Annotated in this window: 17 protein-coding genes; 10 read left to right on the top strand and 7 right to left on the bottom strand. The window is 70.0% G+C overall.

The window, feature by feature from the left end; translation table 11 throughout:
• Nucleotides 1-2 precede the first annotated feature (2 nt).
• Complete coding sequence (locus QOL88_RS36680; protein WP_097222511.1) at nucleotides 3-1,181, bottom strand: MalY/PatB family protein; 1,179 nt, start codon at nucleotides 1,179-1,181, stop codon at nucleotides 3-5.
• A gap of 24 nt (nucleotides 1,182-1,205) precedes the next feature.
• On the opposite strand from QOL88_RS36680, the gene QOL88_RS36675 reads away from it, so the two are divergent.
• Entirely contained in the window at nucleotides 1,206-2,195 is a 990-nt protein-coding gene (locus QOL88_RS36675) for a hypothetical protein (RefSeq protein ID WP_097222510.1), read from the top strand.
• 122 nt (nucleotides 2,196-2,317) lie between these two features.
• Nucleotides 2,318-3,664, top strand: a complete 1,347-nt coding sequence (locus QOL88_RS36670) for a S1 family peptidase (RefSeq protein ID WP_097222509.1) — start codon at nucleotides 2,318-2,320, stop codon at nucleotides 3,662-3,664.
• Between the two features lie 264 nt (nucleotides 3,665-3,928).
• On the opposite strand, the gene QOL88_RS36665 is transcribed toward QOL88_RS36670, so the two are convergent.
• A complete protein-coding gene (locus QOL88_RS36665) occupies nucleotides 3,929-4,114 on the bottom strand; it encodes a hypothetical protein (protein ID WP_097222508.1) in 186 nt (61 codons plus the stop codon).
• 151 nt (nucleotides 4,115-4,265) lie between these two features.
• Entirely contained in the window at nucleotides 4,266-5,426 is a 1,161-nt protein-coding gene (locus QOL88_RS36660) for an ROK family transcriptional regulator (RefSeq protein WP_097222507.1), read from the bottom strand.
• A gap of 171 nt (nucleotides 5,427-5,597) precedes the next feature.
• Here QOL88_RS36660 and QOL88_RS36655 point away from each other — a divergent pair, with 171 nt between their 5' ends.
• Genes QOL88_RS36655 through QOL88_RS36640 form a run of 4 tightly spaced genes read left to right on the top strand, consistent with a single transcriptional unit; the run spans nucleotide 5,598 to nucleotide 10,099 of the window.
• A complete protein-coding gene (locus QOL88_RS36655) occupies nucleotides 5,598-6,563 on the top strand; it encodes a carbohydrate ABC transporter permease (RefSeq protein WP_097222506.1) in 966 nt (321 codons plus the stop codon).
• 16 nt (nucleotides 6,564-6,579) lie between these two features.
• Entirely contained in the window at nucleotides 6,580-7,512 is a 933-nt protein-coding gene (locus tag QOL88_RS36650) for a carbohydrate ABC transporter permease (protein ID WP_097222505.1), read from the top strand.
• Between the two features lie 10 nt (nucleotides 7,513-7,522).
• Nucleotides 7,523-8,872 carry an ABC transporter substrate-binding protein gene (locus tag QOL88_RS36645; RefSeq protein WP_097222504.1) on the top strand — a complete coding sequence of 450 codons (1,350 nt, stop codon included), beginning with the start codon at nucleotides 7,523-7,525 and terminating at the stop codon, nucleotides 8,870-8,872.
• Nucleotides 8,873-8,899: 27 nt separating this feature from the next.
• On the top strand, nucleotides 8,900-10,099 hold the full coding sequence (locus tag QOL88_RS36640) for a Gfo/Idh/MocA family protein (RefSeq protein WP_097222503.1): 1,200 nt from the start codon (nucleotides 8,900-8,902) through the stop codon (nucleotides 10,097-10,099).
• A 34-nt stretch (nucleotides 10,100-10,133) separates the two neighbouring features.
• Here QOL88_RS36640 and QOL88_RS36635 read toward each other — a convergent pair whose 3' ends face one another.
• Entirely contained in the window at nucleotides 10,134-10,829 is a 696-nt protein-coding gene (locus tag QOL88_RS36635) for a L,D-transpeptidase family protein (protein WP_097222502.1), read from the bottom strand.
• A 323-nt stretch (nucleotides 10,830-11,152) separates the two neighbouring features.
• Here QOL88_RS36635 and QOL88_RS36630 point away from each other — a divergent pair, with 323 nt between their 5' ends.
• From QOL88_RS36630 to QOL88_RS36615, 4 genes are all read left to right on the top strand, one after another.
• Complete coding sequence (locus tag QOL88_RS36630; protein WP_218892928.1) at nucleotides 11,153-12,202, top strand: glycosyltransferase family 2 protein; 1,050 nt, start codon at nucleotides 11,153-11,155, stop codon at nucleotides 12,200-12,202.
• A gap of 58 nt (nucleotides 12,203-12,260) precedes the next feature.
• A complete protein-coding gene (locus QOL88_RS36625) occupies nucleotides 12,261-12,434 on the top strand; it encodes a hypothetical protein (protein WP_179879057.1) in 174 nt (57 codons plus the stop codon).
• A gap of 66 nt (nucleotides 12,435-12,500) precedes the next feature.
• Complete coding sequence (locus tag QOL88_RS36620; RefSeq protein WP_179879056.1) at nucleotides 12,501-13,115, top strand: class E sortase; 615 nt, start codon at nucleotides 12,501-12,503, stop codon at nucleotides 13,113-13,115.
• 33 nt (nucleotides 13,116-13,148) lie between these two features.
• On the top strand, nucleotides 13,149-13,871 hold the full coding sequence (locus tag QOL88_RS36615; RefSeq protein WP_097222499.1) for a TetR/AcrR family transcriptional regulator: 723 nt from the start codon (nucleotides 13,149-13,151) through the stop codon (nucleotides 13,869-13,871).
• A gap of 85 nt (nucleotides 13,872-13,956) precedes the next feature.
• Here the strand turns inward: QOL88_RS36615 and QOL88_RS36610 are convergent, their stop codons facing one another.
• The 3 genes from QOL88_RS36610 to QOL88_RS36600 form a co-directional block, all read right to left on the bottom strand.
• Nucleotides 13,957-14,871 carry an SDR family oxidoreductase gene (locus tag QOL88_RS36610; RefSeq protein ID WP_097222498.1) on the bottom strand — a complete coding sequence of 305 codons (915 nt, stop codon included), beginning with the start codon at nucleotides 14,869-14,871 and terminating at the stop codon, nucleotides 13,957-13,959.
• A gap of 90 nt (nucleotides 14,872-14,961) precedes the next feature.
• Entirely contained in the window at nucleotides 14,962-15,591 is a 630-nt protein-coding gene (locus tag QOL88_RS36605) for an MBL fold metallo-hydrolase (RefSeq protein WP_097222497.1), read from the bottom strand.
• Nucleotides 15,591-16,679 (bottom strand): S-(hydroxymethyl)mycothiol dehydrogenase, encoded by a 1,089-nt coding sequence (locus QOL88_RS36600; protein WP_097222496.1) that lies wholly within the window; start codon nucleotides 16,677-16,679, stop codon nucleotides 15,591-15,593. The genes QOL88_RS36605 and QOL88_RS36600 overlap by 1 nt, the downstream gene beginning before the upstream one ends.
• Between the last annotated feature and the right edge of the window lie 15 nt (nucleotides 16,680-16,694).

Raw genomic sequence — 16,694 nt, 5'->3', positions numbered from 1 at the left:
GCTCAACGCAGCGCCGCCGCCATTCTCCGTACGCCCTCCGTGAGCACCTCCTGTGAGGTCCCCAGGTTGAGGCGGACGTGGCCGTCACCTCCGGTGCCGAACGGAAGGCCGGAGCTGAGGGCGACCCGGCCGCGACGCAGGAAGACCTCGGCCGGGTCGTCACCGAGATCGAGGGCGCGGCAGTCGAGCCAGGCCAGGTAGGTGGCGTCGCCCGGCCGGTAGCGGATCGCGGGCAGATGCTCGGCCAGCAGGTCCGCGAGCAGCCGCCGGTTGCCGTCAAGACCGGCCAGGAGGGCGTCCAGCCAGGTGACGCCGTCGCGCAGGGCGGCGGTGTGGGCGATGACCGCGACATGGCTCGCACCGTGCCCCACCTCCTCGGGCATCCGCTCCAGGTCGGCGGCGGCCCCCGGCCCGGCGATCGCGAGGGCGGCCTTGAGCCCGGGCAGGTTCCAGCCCTTCGAGGCCGACATCAGCGACAGGCCGCGCTCGGCGCCCGGCACGCTCAGATACGGCACGAAACCGGCACCTCCGAGCACGAGCGGGGCGTGGATCTCGTCGGCGACGACGCGCACGCCGTACCGCTCGGCGAGCCCGGCGACGGCGGACAGCTCCTCGGCTGTGTGCACGGTCCCGGTCGGGTTGTGGGGGCTGCACAGCAGGTGGGCGGCCCGCCGCCCGTCGGCCACGGCCTGCCGGAAGGTCTCCTCCAGGACAGCGAGGTCGAGGCGGCCGTCCGCCCCGAGCGGAGCCTCGGCCACCCGCCGGTCCATGTGCTCGAGGAACATGTGGAACGGCGGGTACACGGGCGCGTTCACGACCACCGTGTCGCCGGGGCCGGTGACCAGCTTGATCATCTCGACGACGCCCAGCATGACGTCGGGCACGATCGCGGTGCGTTCCACCGCGAGTCCGCTCCATCCCCACCGCTTCCCGGCGAAGGCGGCCAGGGCCTCCGCGTAGGCGGTGCCGGCCGGGTAACCGGTGTCGCCGAGGTGGAGTGCGTCGGTGACGGCGCGCACGACGGGATCGGCGAGCGGCACGTCCATCTCGGCCACCCACAGCGGCAGCACGTCCTCCGGGTAGGTGCGCCACTTCATGCTGGTGCGCTGCCGGAGCCGGCCGAGGGTGAGGGCTTGCAGGGGATTCGGTTCACCGGACGTCTCGTGCGGGATCCTGGTCATGGGCACACGATAGGGGGCTGTGCGGTGACCGGGAATCTTGTGGACGGGGAGCGGGGCGGGGCGGCGGGCGCGTTCCTGGAGATCGCCTGCGACGAGTCGGGGTCGGACGGCGAGAACCTCACCGGCGGGAACACGGACGTGTTCGCGCACGCCGGTGTGTCGCTGTCGGAGGCGGCGGCCGCGGCGACGGTACGGGAGATCCGGGACCGGATCCGGTCGCCCGCCGAGGAGTACAAGGCGAACCACCTGCTGCGGGAGAAGCACCGCGCGGTGCTGGAGTGGCTGCTCGCGCCGCGGGGGCCGATCCACGGGCGGGCCCGGGTGCACCTCATGGAGAAGACGTTCTTCGTGGTGGAGCGGACCCTCGGTCTGCTGCTGGACGACACGGCGGAGGCGGCCGTCCTGTTCCGCGCGGGGCGCCCCGCCTTCGGGGACGACGGCTGGCGGGCGTTCCTGGAGGCGGCCAACCAGCTGCTGCGGGTCCGCCACGAAGGCGACCCGGTGGACGCCTTCTACGGCACGGTCGGCGCCCTGCGCCGGACGCACTCCCGGACGGACGCGGCCGGGATCCTGGAGCGGCTCGCCGGGACCCGGCCCCGCGCGGTCTCCTACCGGGAGGGGTTCCTGGCCGGGCCGCCGCTGATCCCGTTGCTCAACCCGCTGCTTCCGGCGATCGTGCGGACGGCGGCGCTCTGGGGCCGTGACGGGCGGCCGGTCCATCTCGTGCACGACCGGCAGAACATGCTGACGCCGGACCGCATCGCGTGGATCGAGGGGACGGCCCGGCGGGCCGGGGTCCAGCTGGTAGGGGTGCGGCTCGTCGTCGCGCGGGACGACGCGCGGGTGCAGGTGGCGGACTTCCTCGCCGGGATCGCCCGCAAGATCGCCTCCGACGAGCTGAACGGCCGCGGTGACCCGGCGCTCACCGCCCTGCTGCGGCCCTACGTCGATCCCGACTCGGTGTGGGGTGACGCGCGCAGCGGGGCCCTGCTCGCGGCCCCGGTCGCGGGGTGAGACCGAAGAGATCACCGGTGCGCTGAACGCGGCACGGCTCCGCTCCGTATGGATGAAGGGCACTCAACTCAAGGAGGGCCCCGCGGTGTTCGCATCGTGATGTTCGGGTTCGGGAGCCATGCATGAGGCACGCACGACGACGGGTCGTCCGGCGAGTGACACGGCTGGCGGCCGTCGGCGGACTCCTCCTCGGAGGAGCGATGGTCACCAACGCCGTGGCGAGCGAGCCCCCGGCCCCGTCCATCGGCGTCCCGTTCACCGCGCCGCCGGCGACCGGTGAGGGCACCGACCTCGTGTCCCGGCTGGGGAACTCCCGCACCGCCGGCAGCTGGGTCGACAAGGCCGGGCGGCCGGTCGTCGCGGTCACCGACGACAGGGCGGCGGCCGAGGTGAAGCGGGCCGGCGCGCAGGCCAGGATGGTCGAGCACAGCATGAGCGACCTCAAGTCCGCGGCGGCGACGCTGCGTTCGGCGCCCCGGGTCTCCGGAACCTCGTGGGCCATGGACTACAAGAGCAACCAGGTGGTGGTGCGGGGTGACAGCACCGTCTCCTCCTCCGACTGGTCCCGGATGACGAAGGTCGCCGAGGGCATCGGCTCCTTCGTGCGCATGGAGCGCTCCGAGGGCACGTTCACGACGCGGGTCAACGGCGCGCAGCCCATCCTGTCGACCGCCGGGCGCTGTTCGGCGGGGTTCAACGTGACCGACGGGAAGAGCGACTTCATCCTCACGGCCGGGCACTGCGGGCCCGACGGTTCCGTCTGGTTCGCCGACGACCGCGGCCGGGAGCAGGTCGGCACGTCGCTCAAGGGGAGCTTTCCCGGCGACGACTACTCCCTGGTGAAGTACGACGGCGGCCGTGCGGGCAAGGGCGCTGACGTGGTCGCGGTCGGCGACGGCAAGGGCGTGCGGATCACCGGCGTCGCCGACGCGGAGGTCGGGCAGAAGATCTTCCGCAGCGGCAGCACCAGCGGGCTGCGCGAGGGCGAGGTGACCGCGCTCAACGCGACGGTCAACTACCCCGAGGGCACGGTCACCGGTCTCATCGAGACGAACGTGTGCGCCGAACCGGGCGACAGCGGCGGCCCGATGTTCGCCGACGGCGTCGCGCTCGGAGTGACGTCGGGCGGCAGCGGGGACTGCACGGCGGGTGGTACGACGTTCTTCCAGCCGGTGACGAAGGCGCTGACGGAGCTCGGGGTCAAGCTGATCGTGGCGAAGTCGTCCGGTGGCACGGGTGCCGCTCCCGCGCCGTCGGCGTCGCAGGGCGCGGCCTCGCCGGGTTCGTCGGCGCCCATCACGGGCACGGACGTGTCGACGCTGCTGAGCCGACTCACCGATCCGCGCAACGTCGGACCCGGCATGCTCGTCATCGGGGGCAGCCTCGTCGCCCTGGTGGCGACCCGGTGGATCCGCGCGGAGCAGGACCGCAAGGCGTATCGGCAGTACTACTCGGCCACTTGGGGATGATGCCGCGGCCGGACCGCTCCGGCGGGGCGTGTCCGTCAGCCCAAAGTGAGGAGCACGGTCACGATGCCCGCCCCGGCAGCCCCACCCCGGGACGGCAGAGCGCCGGTGGTGGGGGCACCTCCCTGCTCGAGCGAAGCCGAGAGCTTGGGGGACGACGGCCGAGGAAGGTGCGAGAAGGGCACCCATGGGATCAGGGGTGCCCTTCGACGAGGGTGCGACGCATCGGCAACGAGGGCCCGATGCCTCAGCGGGTTGGGACGAAGGTCAGGCCGCGGGCACCGACTGCGGGGCCGCGGCGGCCCACTCCAGGACGAGCCGCTGGTATACCTCTCGCTGCTCGACGCTCAGTGTCCCGCCCGACCGGCGCCACAGCGCGCGGATCTCCTCGTTGACCTCGTCAGCCGATCGCTCGGATGATGATTCAACAGTGGTGGACATGCTGTGAAGCATACGTCGCCGCACGTGAAGGCGATGTGAGTAATGACGACCTAAACGGTCATTTCGGACAGTGTTGCTGATCACGTCCATCTCCCGGTAAACGTGAGGCTGTTCACATCAGCCACCTGCGAGTACCTTTCGCCGCCCGGACGTTCGCCGTCGTTCACGCTTCGGCCGACCCCAGCACCAGCACCTTGATGGCCAACACGGCCGCGCCACGGGCCCAGTCGTGGAAGTCGGACACCTTCGTCTCCAGGCCGACCGGGGCGGCCAGCGGGTGCCGCAGGTCACGGACCGTCTCCTCGACCGTCTTCCCGGCCACGTCCATCAGCCCGACCCCCTCCCCCGCGAGCAGGATCTTCTGCGGCATCACGAAGTTGGAGATCTGCGCGACGAGCGTCCCCAGGGCACGCGCGGCCTCGTCGACGACCCGGGCGGGCATCGGGTCCCCGGCGGCGGCCAGGGCGAGGATCTCCTCGTAGCCGCGGTCGGTGCCGGTGGCGGCCCGGATCTGGTAGCGGATGCTGGGGATCGTCAGCAGCGAGACGGCGCTGCCGCGCCTGCCGTCCGGGGTGAGCGGCCCGCTGGAGTCGACGATCCAGTGCCTGCCGAAACCGCGGTCCTCCTCCGCGAAGGGCACCCGCTTGCCGCCCAGGACGAGCCCGTAGCCGAGACCGGCGCCGATGGTGAGGACGACGAAGCGGTCCAGGCCCCGTCCGGCGCCGAACCACGTCTCGGCCTCCACCAGGGCGGCGACGTCGTTCTCGACGACGACCGGCAGCCCGGTGCGCTCCTCGACCAGGTCGGCCAGGGGAACGTCCCGCCACAGCAGGAAGGGGGACTCGCCGACCACGGCGCGGTCCTGGACGAACCCGCCGACCCCGATGCCGATCCCGGCGAGGCGGGGGTGGCCCTTGGCCAGTTCGGCGGTCATCTCGGCCAGCACGTCGGCGACTTCGGCGGGGTCGTGGGTGGTGAGCGGGCGGTCGTGGCGGGCGACGATATGGCTGCGCAGCGTGGTGACGACGCCGTAGACCGTGTCCTCGGTGATCTTGAAGCCGAGGAAGAAGCCGGAGTCGGCGACGACGTCCAGCGGCTGGGAGGGGCGGCCCTGGCGCGTCTCCGCGGGCGCTCCCGCCTCGGGCACCTCGACCAGCAGGCCCGACTCGATCAGGGGCTTGGTCAGCCGGGTGAGGCTGCCGGCCGACAGGCCCAGCCTGCGGGCGAGCTCCGTGCGCGACAGCGGGCCGTGAACGAGCACTTCGATCGCCACGGAGCGCTCGCCCGCGCTCAGCGGCAGCCAGCCGGCGGTGCCGTCGGTCATGGCGGTCCGACTCCCCTCACCCATTTTTTTCGCACTGAAACCAACATGACCACTCTAGGCCGATGAAGGTTCGCGGGAAAAGATGTTTGCCTGCCTCTTGACGCAGCAATTGTTTCGCACCAAAAGTAAGTCCCGCCAGAGGACGAGCCGCCGCAGCGAGGGAGTCTCCCGATGACCATCGCCTCCAGCAGCCCTCCTTCACGTCTGCCCACGGGCGGCGCGGCGGAGGCCCGCAGCAGGACCGGGACACGACAGGGGGTGTCCGGCGAGGACCGGGGGGACGGCCGGCTGGCCGCGCTCTTCATCGCGCCGGCCCTGCTCGGTTTCCTGGTCTTCCTGCTCTGGCCGACGCTCCGGGGTGTCTACCTGAGCTTCACCCGCTTCAACCTGCTGACACCGGCGGAGTGGGTCGGCCTGGACAACTACGTCCGCATGGTCAACGACCCCATCTTCTGGGACTCCCTGTGGGTCACCGTCGAATACGTCTTCATCAACATCGGCGTCCAGACGGTCGCGGCGCTCGCCATCGCCGTCCTGCTCCAGCGACTGACCCAGTCGGCGATGCTGCGCGGGATCGTGCTGACGCCGTATCTGATGTCGAACGTCGTCGCCGGTCTGGTCTGGCTGTGGATCCTCGACACCCAGCTCGGCATCGGCAACGAGATCATCAGCGGCCTCGGCATGGACCGCATCCCGTTCCTGGCCGACGAGACCTGGGCGATCCCGACGATCGCGCTCATCAACGTGTGGCGGCACGTGGGGTACACCGCCCTGCTGCTGTTCGCCGGTCTGCAGGCCATCCCGAACGACATGTACGAGGCGGCCCGGGTGGACGGTGCGAGCGAGTGGCGGATGTTCTGGCGGATCACCATGCCGCTGCTGCGGCCGGTGCTCGCGGTTGTGCTGATCATGACGGTGATCGGGTCGTTCCAGGTCTTCGACACCGTCGCCGTGACCACCGCGGGCGGCCCGGCGAACGCGACCAACGTGCTGCAGTACTACATCTACGGCTCGGCGTTCGGCCGCTTCCAGTTCGGCTACGCCTCGGCCATGTCCGTGGCCCTGCTGGTCGTGCTGAGCGCTATCACCGTCCTCCAGTACCGGCTCACCCGGGCCGGCCGGACCGACCTCGGCTGAGAAGGGAGACACCGCCATGGCTGCCGTGACGACACCGCCGACAACATCGCCGACAACCCTGCGGCCGGTCCGGCGCAGGTTCCCCTTCGGGCGGGCCGCCGCCTGGACCGTGATGGGACTGATCATCCTCATCACCCTGCTGCCGTTCTACTGGATCCTGCGCACCGCGCTCTCCACGAACGCGGGCCTGAGCGCCGACCCGACCAATCCGCTGCCGGTCGACCTGACCACCAGCGGCTTCCAACGCGCCCTGGGGCTGCAGTCGGCCGAGGAGGCCGTCGCGCAGGGCGGCGCGGGCGGCGGCCTGGACTTCTGGCGCTACCTGCTCAACTCGGTACTGGTCTCCACCCTGATCACCGGCTGTCAGATCTTCTTCAGCGCGATGGCCGCCTACGCCTTCTCGCGGCTGCGCTGGCGGGGCCGGGACAAGGTGTTCGGGCTGTTCCTGGCCGGGATGATGGTGCCGGCCATCTTCACCCTGCTGCCGAACTTCGTGCTCATCAAGCAACTGCACCTGATCGACACGCTCCTCGGCATCGCGCTGCCCACCATGTTCATGACGCCGTTCGCGGTGTTCTTCCTCCGGCAGTTCTTCATGAACATCCCCAAGGAGGTCGAGGAGGCCGCGCTGCTCGACGGCGCCGGGAAGGTCAAGATCTTCTTCCGGGTGGTCCTGCCGATGGCGTCCACGCCGATCATCACGCTGGGCGTGCTGACGTACATCACCTCCTGGAACGACTACTTCTGGCCGCTGATGGTCTCCTACAGCGACAGCTCGCGGGTGCTGACCGTGGCGCTCGCGGTCTTCCGGGCACAGACCCCGGCGACCGGCGTCGACTGGTCCGGGCTCATGGCCGCGACGCTGATCGCCGCGCTGCCGATGCTGGTGCTGTTCGCCTGCTTCGCCCGCCGCATCGTCAGCTCCATCGGCTTCACCGGGATCAAGTAAGGGGACTGTGATGCGAATTCGACTTCGTCCGCTCGTCGCGGCGACCGGAGCGCTGGCGCTGTCCCTGGTCAGCGGGTGCGCGCAGGGAGATGCCACCGGGTCCTCCGCCCACACGGTCACGTACTGGCTGTGGGACGCCAACCAGCTGCCCGCCTACCAGGCGTGCGCGAAGGGGTTCGAGAAGGAGAACCCCGGACTGAAGGTGAAGATCACGCAGTTGGGCTGGAGCGACTACTGGACCAAGCTCACCGCCGGGTTCATCGCGGGCACCGCGCCGGACGTGTTCACCGACCACATCCAGAACTTCGGCCAGTTCGCCGACCTGAAGGTCCTCGAACCGCTCGACGACCTCGGCATCGAGGACTCCGACTACCAGCCGGGCCTCGCCGCCAACTGGGTCGGCCAGGACGGCCACCGCTACGGCGCTCCGAAGGACTGGGACACCGTCGCGCTGTTCTACAACCGGAAGCTGACCGAGGACGCCGGCCTCAGCGCCGAGCAGCTGAACGACCTCTCCTGGAACCCGAAGGACGGCGGCACCTTCGAGAAGGCCATCGCCCACCTCACCGTCGACAGGAACGGCAAGCGCGGCGACGAGGCGGGCTTCGACAAGAACAACGTCAAGGTCTACGGCATGGCCTCAGGCGGCGGCGGGTTCGGCGACGGCCAGACCCAGTGGAGCAACTTCGCCGCCTCCGCCGGGTGGAGCTACCTCGACAAGCCGCGCTGGGGCACGAAGTACCAGTACGACAGCAAGACCTTCCAGTCCGTCGTCCAGTGGTACTTCGGGCTGGCGAAGAAGGGCTACATGCCGCCCCTGTCCGACTACAACGTCCAGTCCAACCAGGCGAACACCCAGGTCGCCGCGGGCAAGGCGGCCACCGCGTTCGACGGGGCCTGGATGATCTCCACCTACGCCGGCTTCAAGGGCAAGGACATCAGGACCGCCGTGACGCCGGCCGGCCCGACCGGCAAGCGCGCCACGATGATGAACGGCCTCGCCGACTCCATCACCAAGGCCTCCGAGAACAAGGCGGGCGCCCGCAAGTGGGTGGCCTACCTGGCCTCGGACCGCTGCCAGACCGTGGTCGGCAGGTCCGGGGTCGTCTTCCCCGCCACCCCGGCCGGGACCGAGGCGGCCGTCGCCGCGTACCGGAAGAAGGGCATCGACGTCTCGGCCTTCACCGAGCCCGTGGCCGACAAGAAGCGCTTCCGGACCTTCTCCTATCCGATCGCCAGCTACTCGGCGGACATGACGGCCTTGATGGCACCCGCGATGGAGGACATCTACGGCAACGGCAAGCCCGTGAGCAGCCTCGACCGGACCAATGAACAGATCAACCTGATCCTCTCGCAGTGATCACCCACCAGTGAAGGGCAGCCTCCCATGACGTTCTCCCTCGGCATCGTCGGCGCCGGACAGTTCTCGGGCCAGTTCGCCACCCTGTTCCAGGCCCACCCCGGTGTCGGCGACGTCTACGTCACCGACCTGCTGCCCGAGCGGGCCGCACAACTCGCCTCCGCCCAGGGGCTGGCGGGCACCTTCCCGTCCTACCAGGCCATGCTGGAGTCGGAGGACGTCGACGCCGTCGCGATCTTCACCCAGCGCTGGACGCACGGGCCGCTGGTGCTCCAGGGCCTGAACGCCGGCAAGCACGTGTACTCCGCCGTCCCGATGGCCATCAGCACGGAGGAGATCGCGGCGATCATCGACGCGGTCAAGGCCACCGGGCTGACCTACATGATGGGCGAGACCAGCGAGTACAACCCGGCCACGGTCCACGCCCGCAACCAGATCGCCGAAGGCGCCTTCGGGCGGCTCTTCTACGCCGAGGGCGACTACGTCCACGACATGGACCTGGGGTTCTACGAGGCCTACCAGTACAGCGGCGGCGAGAACTGGAAGGCGACCGCCAGCTATCCGCCGCTGTTGTACCCGACGCACGCGGTCGGCGGGGTGCTGGGCGCCTGGAAGACCCACGCGGTGAGCGTGTCGGCGATCGGTGTCGTCGATGACCGGGGCGACGGCGTCTTCGACAAGGACGTCAGCCAGTTCGGCAACGACGTCTCCAACGCCACCGCGCTGTTCGAGGTGGCGGGCGGCGGCTCGTTCCGTACGAACGAGTTCCGGCGGGTCGGCTACCCCTCGCACATACGGGAGTCGCGGTTCCGCTTCTTCGGCACCGAGGCGAGCATGGAGCAACTCGCCACGGTCGCCCTGTGGCAGGACAAGAAGGGGGTGAAGGACATCAGCGAACTGCTGGAGCCCAAGCCCACCATGGCGCCCGACGACCCGTCGCTCCAGCACATCGCGCCGGAGCTGCGGGCGGCCTTCACCTCCGGGTCGGCGCCCGTGCACGACCGAGCGCGGCTGCCGAGGGAGTTCGACCACCTCCACAACGGCCATGAGGGCAGCCACCACTTCCTGGTGGACGACTTCGTGACCGCCGTCAACGCCCGCACGCTGCCGTCGGTGAACGCGTGGGTGGCCGCCCGCTACACCCTGCCGGGCATCATCGCGCACGAGTCGGCGCGGCAGGGCGGGGCCAGGCTGGAGATCCCGGACTTCGGGGACGCGCCCCAGTAGGGGAAACCACCGGACGCGAGCCGGGTGCCCGGTATCAGGTGCCCGGCTTGCGGCCGTAGACGAAGACGTCGTCGCCGTTCTTCAGCAGCGACCAGTACTTCTTGGCGTCGGTCTTCGTCATGTTGGTGCAGCCGTGCGAGCCCGGCGGGTTCCACATGCTGACGCCGACCGAATGGAAGGCCTGGCCGCCGTCGAAGAACTGGGCGTAGGGCATCGGCACGTCGTAGATGGACGACACGTGATCGATGTGGCGCCAGTAGATCTTCTTCAGGCCGGTGCGGGTCTCGTACCCGTCGCGGCCGGTGCGGACCGGGACGGGGCCGTAGACGAGCTTCTTGCCGTCCTGGATCCAGCTGAGCTGGAGCGTCAGGTTCACGCAGGCGATCCGGCCCTTGTTCACCGGGCACTTGCCGTCCTTGTTGGGGGTCTTCCCGACGGCCTTCTGCTTCTGCATCAGGTCCATCACGCCCCAGGTGACGGAGCCGGCGTAGCCGATGTTCGGGGTGATGCCGTGCGTGGTCTGGAAGGCCTTGATGGCCTTGCAGTCGGCGGCGGACTGCTTGCCGTCGACCGGACGGCCGAGGAACTTCTCCACCTTCTTCTGGTACGGGCCGGCCTGCGTGGTGCAGCTCGCCGCCTGGGCCGGTGCGGCCCCGAGCGCGAGCGTGAGCGGTGCCACCAGACCGGTGATCCCCAGTGCGACGGCGCTCCGTCTGCGTACGTCCCCCATGGCTGGTCCTGCCCTTTCGCGAAAGCGGTTCGGTGATGTCTGCCAGCTAGACGGACGGAGACCGCTTCCGGTTGTGCGGTCGGACGCGCTGGGACGGAACAGTGACATTCCTCATGAGCGTCCCGAGACCGGGCGAAGCAGTGGACAGGCGAAACCTATGCCGTAAGTTGCACATATAGGTTTACAACGTAAGGTTACAGATATCAGGTAGCAATTCATCCAGTCACACGGAGCACGTGATGATCGAGACGCTCTCACCGACAGCATCGGATCTCCGTCCGCGGTGTGACCCGGCGGCCGTCGCGGCGCTTCAGTCGCCTCGGGTGATCGTGCTCGTGCCCGCCTACCGGGAGGTGGACTCCCTCCCCCACGTGCTGGAGGCCCTGCGGGGGCAGACGCGTCCCGCGGACCGGGTGGTCGTCACGCTCGATCCGCACCAGGACAGCGGTCGGACCGCGGAGCTGGAGCGGATCGCCCACGCGGCCGGGGCCGAGGCCTGGCATTCGGTCGGCAACCGGCACAAGAAGGCCGGCAACCTGAACGGGGCGCTGGGCAGACTGCTGCCGTACCTCTCCGATCAGGACGCGATCCTCGTCCAGGACGCCGACACCTATCTGGATCCCCACTTCATCGAGGTGACCCTCAGGAAGATGGGCCAGGGGTACGGCGCGGTGGGCGGCAATTTCCGTGGTCGCTCCGGCGGCAGGCTGTGCGGAACGTTCCAGCGCAACGAATTCGCCCGCTACGCGCGGGACACCGCGCGGAAAAGGGGCAAGGTGCTGTGCTTGACCGGCACCGCGTGCCTCTTCCGGGCCGGAGCGCTGAAAGACGTCCTCACGGCGCGGTCATCGGGCCGGCTTCCCGCGGCTGACGGTGTCTACGACACGAAGGCGCTGACGGAGGACAACGAACTCACCCTGGCCCTCAAGCACCTGCACCACCGCATCGTCGCCCCGCCGCGGGCCACCATGACCACGGAAGTCATGGAGACCTGGCCGGCTCTTGCCAAGCAGCGGCTCCGCTGGAAGCGCGGCGCGCTGGAGAACCTGATCGACTACGGCCTCACCCGCTACACGACGGAGGGCTGGGCCAGACAGCTCGTGGCCTTTCTCGGAGTATCCGTGTCGACCGCCTACATAGGTTCCGTCATATGGTTCCTCGCCTTCGGCCAGGGGCTGCGGATCGCTCCCTTCTGGATCGCCTTCACGGCGTTCTACGCCATTGAGCGGGCCATCACCGTGAAATCACGCGGCTGGCGTGCGTCGATCGCCTCGATGCTGGTCCTGCCCGAGTGGTGCTTCGACCTGTTTCTCCAGGGCGTCCACCTCCGCGCGCTCGCGGACACGGCCCTGCGGAGGAACCGCAATTGGTGACACACGAACACTCACACAAAGACACAGACGAGGAATCGTCCGAAGAAAGGAAAAGATCATGGCGAACTATGTAGGTGCCGGCACCACAGCCGCTGGAACCACCGGAGCAGGACTGCTGCCGGTCACCGGGGGCCCTGGAAGTGTCTGGTTCTGGATCATCGTCTTCGTTCTGATCTCGGCGGGATCAGCCGCACTGCGACTGATCCCGCGCAAGGTCAGGGACGACGCCTGACAAGGTCGCCGAGGCGGGGCCACGGAAGTGGTCCCACCGCAATGCGGGAGGTCCGAAATGAGAAGGGTGATCCAGCTTCTGAGCGTCGGCCTGATTCTCGCCGGCCTGACCTTGGGCGGCCTCAAGCTCTTCCACGACGGGCACGCCGGCGACGCCTACGCCCAGACGCAGCAGTCGCTGCGCAAAGACCTCCGGCAGTCGGCCGCACCACCGCAGACGGCCCGGCAGGAGAAGGCTGATCCGCGCACCGGAGACGCCTTCGCCGTGCTGCGCGTTCCCCGATTCGGCCGGGACTTCGCCCCGGTGATCGTCGAGGGCGTGGCGCAGGCGGCCCTCGCGAAGGGCCCCGGGCACTTCCCGGAGACGGCACTGCCGGGCCAGCCGGGCAATTTCGCCGTGGCGGGTCATCGCACGGGGTGGGGACAGCCCTTCAACAGGCTCCCGGAGCTGAGGAAGGGCGACACGATCGACATCGAGTGGAAGCGGACCACCTACACCTACCGGGTCACCCACAGCAAGGTCGTGGAGCCCTCCGACGTCGGTGTCCTCCTTCCCGTTCCCGGCAAGCCGGGGGCTCGGCCCGACAAGGCCCGGATCACCCTCATCACGTGCACGGACCGCGGCTGGGACGGCACGTACGTCCACCGGTTCGTCGTGTGGGGCGAACTCGACAGGCCGTGACGGCGAGAGGCATCTTTGCGGAGGAGGCAGGTGATGGTGCACGGCGCGGGGCCGGGGGCCGACGAGGACGGACGCCACGGCAGGCTCAGTCGCGAGCGGGTCCTCGCCGCGGCCCTGGTCCTGGTCGACCGCGAAGGCCTCGCGGCCCTGACCATGCGTCGCCTGGGCGCCGAGCTCGGTGTGGAGGCCATGTCCCTGTACCGCTACGCGCCGGGGAAGACCGCGCTGCTGGACGGCGTGGTCGAGGCTCTGTTCCTGGAAGTGGAGGAGCGGCTCGCCCGGGCACCCGCCCCGGAAACGGCCGTTGCGGCCGGCGGCCCCGAGTGGCGGGCGGAACTGCACCGCATCGCTCAGATCACCTACCAGGTCTGCCTCGACCACCCGGAGGGGGCACCGCTGATCTTCACGCGCTTCACCGAGGTACCGCTGGCGCGCAGGGCGCCGGCGGTGCTCAGGGATCATGAACGCGTGCTCGGCGTCCTGTGGGACGCCGGTTTCGACGAGACCCGTTCCGCCCCGGTGCTGCGCGCCTTCACCGCCTGGGTCCTCGGGTACGTGTCCGTGGAACTGCGGGCCATGGTGGACAACCCCAAGGAGCCGGACCCCGCGTTCCGGCTCGGTCTGTACCGCATGCCGTCGGACGAGCTCCCGCGGTTGCGTGCGACCGCACCCACCCTCGCCGGCCGGGGCGGGCCGGAAGGGCTGGCGGCGGGGCTGGACGCGCTGCTGGACCGCTTCGTCGAGAGAGGCCTGTGAGCGAGCGAGGCCTGTGAGCGAGAGAGGCCTGTGCGGCCCCCGGAGCCCGTCCGCCTCACCGGACAACCGGTTCGGCGGGCGGGCCTCACCGATATCCGGTGACGTCCGCGGGCTTCCCCGCGTCCTGCACCTCCACGAGGTAACGCCAGGCGTCCGGGCGGCTGCCGTCGAGGTCGGTGAAGCCGTACACCTGGGCGAGTCCGCCGCTGGAGAGGGATGTGCCGTTGAAGCGGGACACGTCCGGGTCGGCGGCGAGTGCGGTCACGGCCCGGCCCACGTAGTGCGGGGTCTCCGAGATGGCGAAGTGGGGAACGCGCTCCAGGGCGTCGCGCCAGTTCTCCTCCCGTACCCCGAAGCCGTCCAGCATCAGCTCCGAGCGCAGCCAGCCGGGGGTGAGGGCGACGGCGGTGGCGCCGCGCGGGGCGAGTTCGTGGCCGAGGGCGAAGGCCATGCGCAGCACGGAGGCCTTGGCGAGGTCGTAGAAGAAGCTCACGCGGTAGTTCTCGGCGTTGTAGTCGGCGGTGCCGTCGGTGACCTCGACGACCAGGCCGCCGGGGTTGCGCAGCAGCAGGGGCAGGGCGTGGTGGCTCGTGACGGCGTGCGTCTCGACGGCGAGCCGCAGCAGACGCAGGCCGTTGTCGAGGTCGTGCTCCCAGAGGGGGGTGTCCCACTCGAAGAGCGTCTCGCCGCCCCAGATGTCGTTGACCAGGACGTCGAGGCGGCCCTGCTCGTCCGCGATCCGGTCCACGAGAGCCGTGACCTGCGCCCGGTCGAGATGGTCGGTGGGGACGGCGATGCCCGTGCCGCCGGCGGCGGTGACCAGGTCGGCGGTGTCCTCGATGGTCTCGGGCCGGTCGTACTCCGAACGGCGGGCGCGGGTGCTGCGGCCGGTGACGTAGACGGTGGCGCCGGCCGCGCCGAGTTCCACGGCGATCCCCCGTCCCGCGCCCCGGGTCGCCCCGGCGACCAGTGCGACCTTGTCCTGCAACGGAGCTGACATGTCCGACCTCCCGTGACCGTGGCTGCTTGTCGCCTCCAGGGTCACGGGTAAGCCGGACATCTTCTGTCGCCTTTTACCGGCGACACGCGGTCAGTGGCCCCGGGCGATCCATTCCTGAAGCTGCGGGGCCTCAGCGCCGATGGTCGTGGAGTCGCCGTGGCCGGTGCGGACCGTCGTCTCCGGCGGCAGGCTCAGCAGCCGGTCGCGGATCGAGTCGATGATCGTCGGGAAGTGCGAGAAGGACCGGCCGGTGGCGCCGGGGCCGCCCTGGAAGAGGGTGTCGCCGGTGAAGACGGTGCCCAGCCCCGGGTCGTAGAGGCAGACGGCACCGGGCGCGTGCCCCGGAGTGTGCAGGACCCTGAGGTCGGCGCCGCCGGCCTCGATCGTCTGGCCGTCGACGAGCCAGGCGTCCGGCTCGCGGTCCGGGTGGGTCTGCTTCCACAGCGGCAGGTCGTCGCGGTGCAGCCAGATGGTGGCACCGGTGCGCTCGGCGAGCGCGGGGGCGGCGTCGATGTGGTCGTTGTGGGCGTGCGTGCACACGATGGCGGTGAGCCGGCGGTCCCCGACGGCCTCGGCGATGGCGTCGGCGTCGTGGGCGGCGTCGATGACGATCGCCTCGTGGTCGTCGCCGACGATCCACACGTTGTTGTCGACGTCCCAGGTGCCGCCGTCGAGGCTGAACCGGCCGGAGGTGACGAGGTGTTCGATGCGGGTCGTCATCACAGCACCACCACCGAGCGCAGCACGTCACCGTGGTGCATCCGCTCGAACGCCTTCTCCACCTCGTCGAGCTGGATCGTCTCCGTGACGAACGCGCCGAGGTCCAGACGCCCCTGCAGATGCAGGTCGATCAGCATGGGGAAGTCGCGGGAGGGCAGGCAGTCGCCGTACCAGCTGGACTTCAGGGCTCCGCCGCGGCCGAAGACGTCGAGCAGCGGCAGTTCGAGCTTCATCTCGGGCGTGGGGACACCGACGAGGACGACCGTGCCCGCGAGGTCACGGGCGTAGAAGGCCTGCTGGTACGTCTCGGGACGGCCGACGGCCTCGATGACGACGTCGGCGCCGAAGCCGCCGGTGAGTTCGCGGATCGCCTCGACCGGGTCGTTCTCGCGCGAGTTGACGGTGTGGGTGGCGCCCATGGAGCGGGCGGTCGCCAGCTTGCGGTCGTCGATGTCGACGGCGATGATCGTCGCCGCTCCGGCCAGCCGCGATCCGGCGATGGCCGCGTCGCCGACTCCGCCGCAGCCGATGACGGCGACCGAGTCGCCACGGCCGACGTTCCCGGTGTTGATCGCGGCGCCGATGCCGGCCATCACACCGCAACCCAGCAGCCCGGCCACCTGCGGGGCCACGCGCGGGTCGACCTTGGTGCACTGCCCGGCCGCGACCAGCGTCTTCTCCGCGAAGGCGCCGATGCCGAGGGCCGGGGACAGCTCCTGGCCGGTGGAGGCGAGGGTCATCTTCTGCTGCGCGTTGTGGGTGTCGAAGCAGTACCAGGGGCGCCCGCGCAGACAGGCACGGCACTTCCCGCACACCGCACGCCAGTTGAGGATGACGAAGTCACCGGGCTCGACATCGGTGACGCCGGGGCCGACCGCCTCGACCACGCCCGCCGCCTCGTGGCCGAGCAGGAACGGGAACTCGTCGTTGATGCCGCCCTGCTTGTAGTGCAGGTCGGTGTGGCACACCCCGCAGGCCTGCACCTGCACCACCGCTTCGCCCGGGCCGGGGTCGGGCACCACGACCGTCTCGATCCGCACCGGCTCGTCCTTGCCGGGGGCGATCACGCCGCGTACTTCCTGGGCCATGCTGCTGACTCCTTC

The organism is Streptomyces sp. Ag82_O1-12, from assembly GCF_900182715.1.
In the GTDB taxonomy this organism is placed as follows: domain Bacteria; phylum Actinomycetota; class Actinomycetes; order Streptomycetales; family Streptomycetaceae; genus Streptomyces; species Streptomyces massasporeus.
This window is presented reverse-complemented; position numbering and strand designations above follow the sequence as displayed.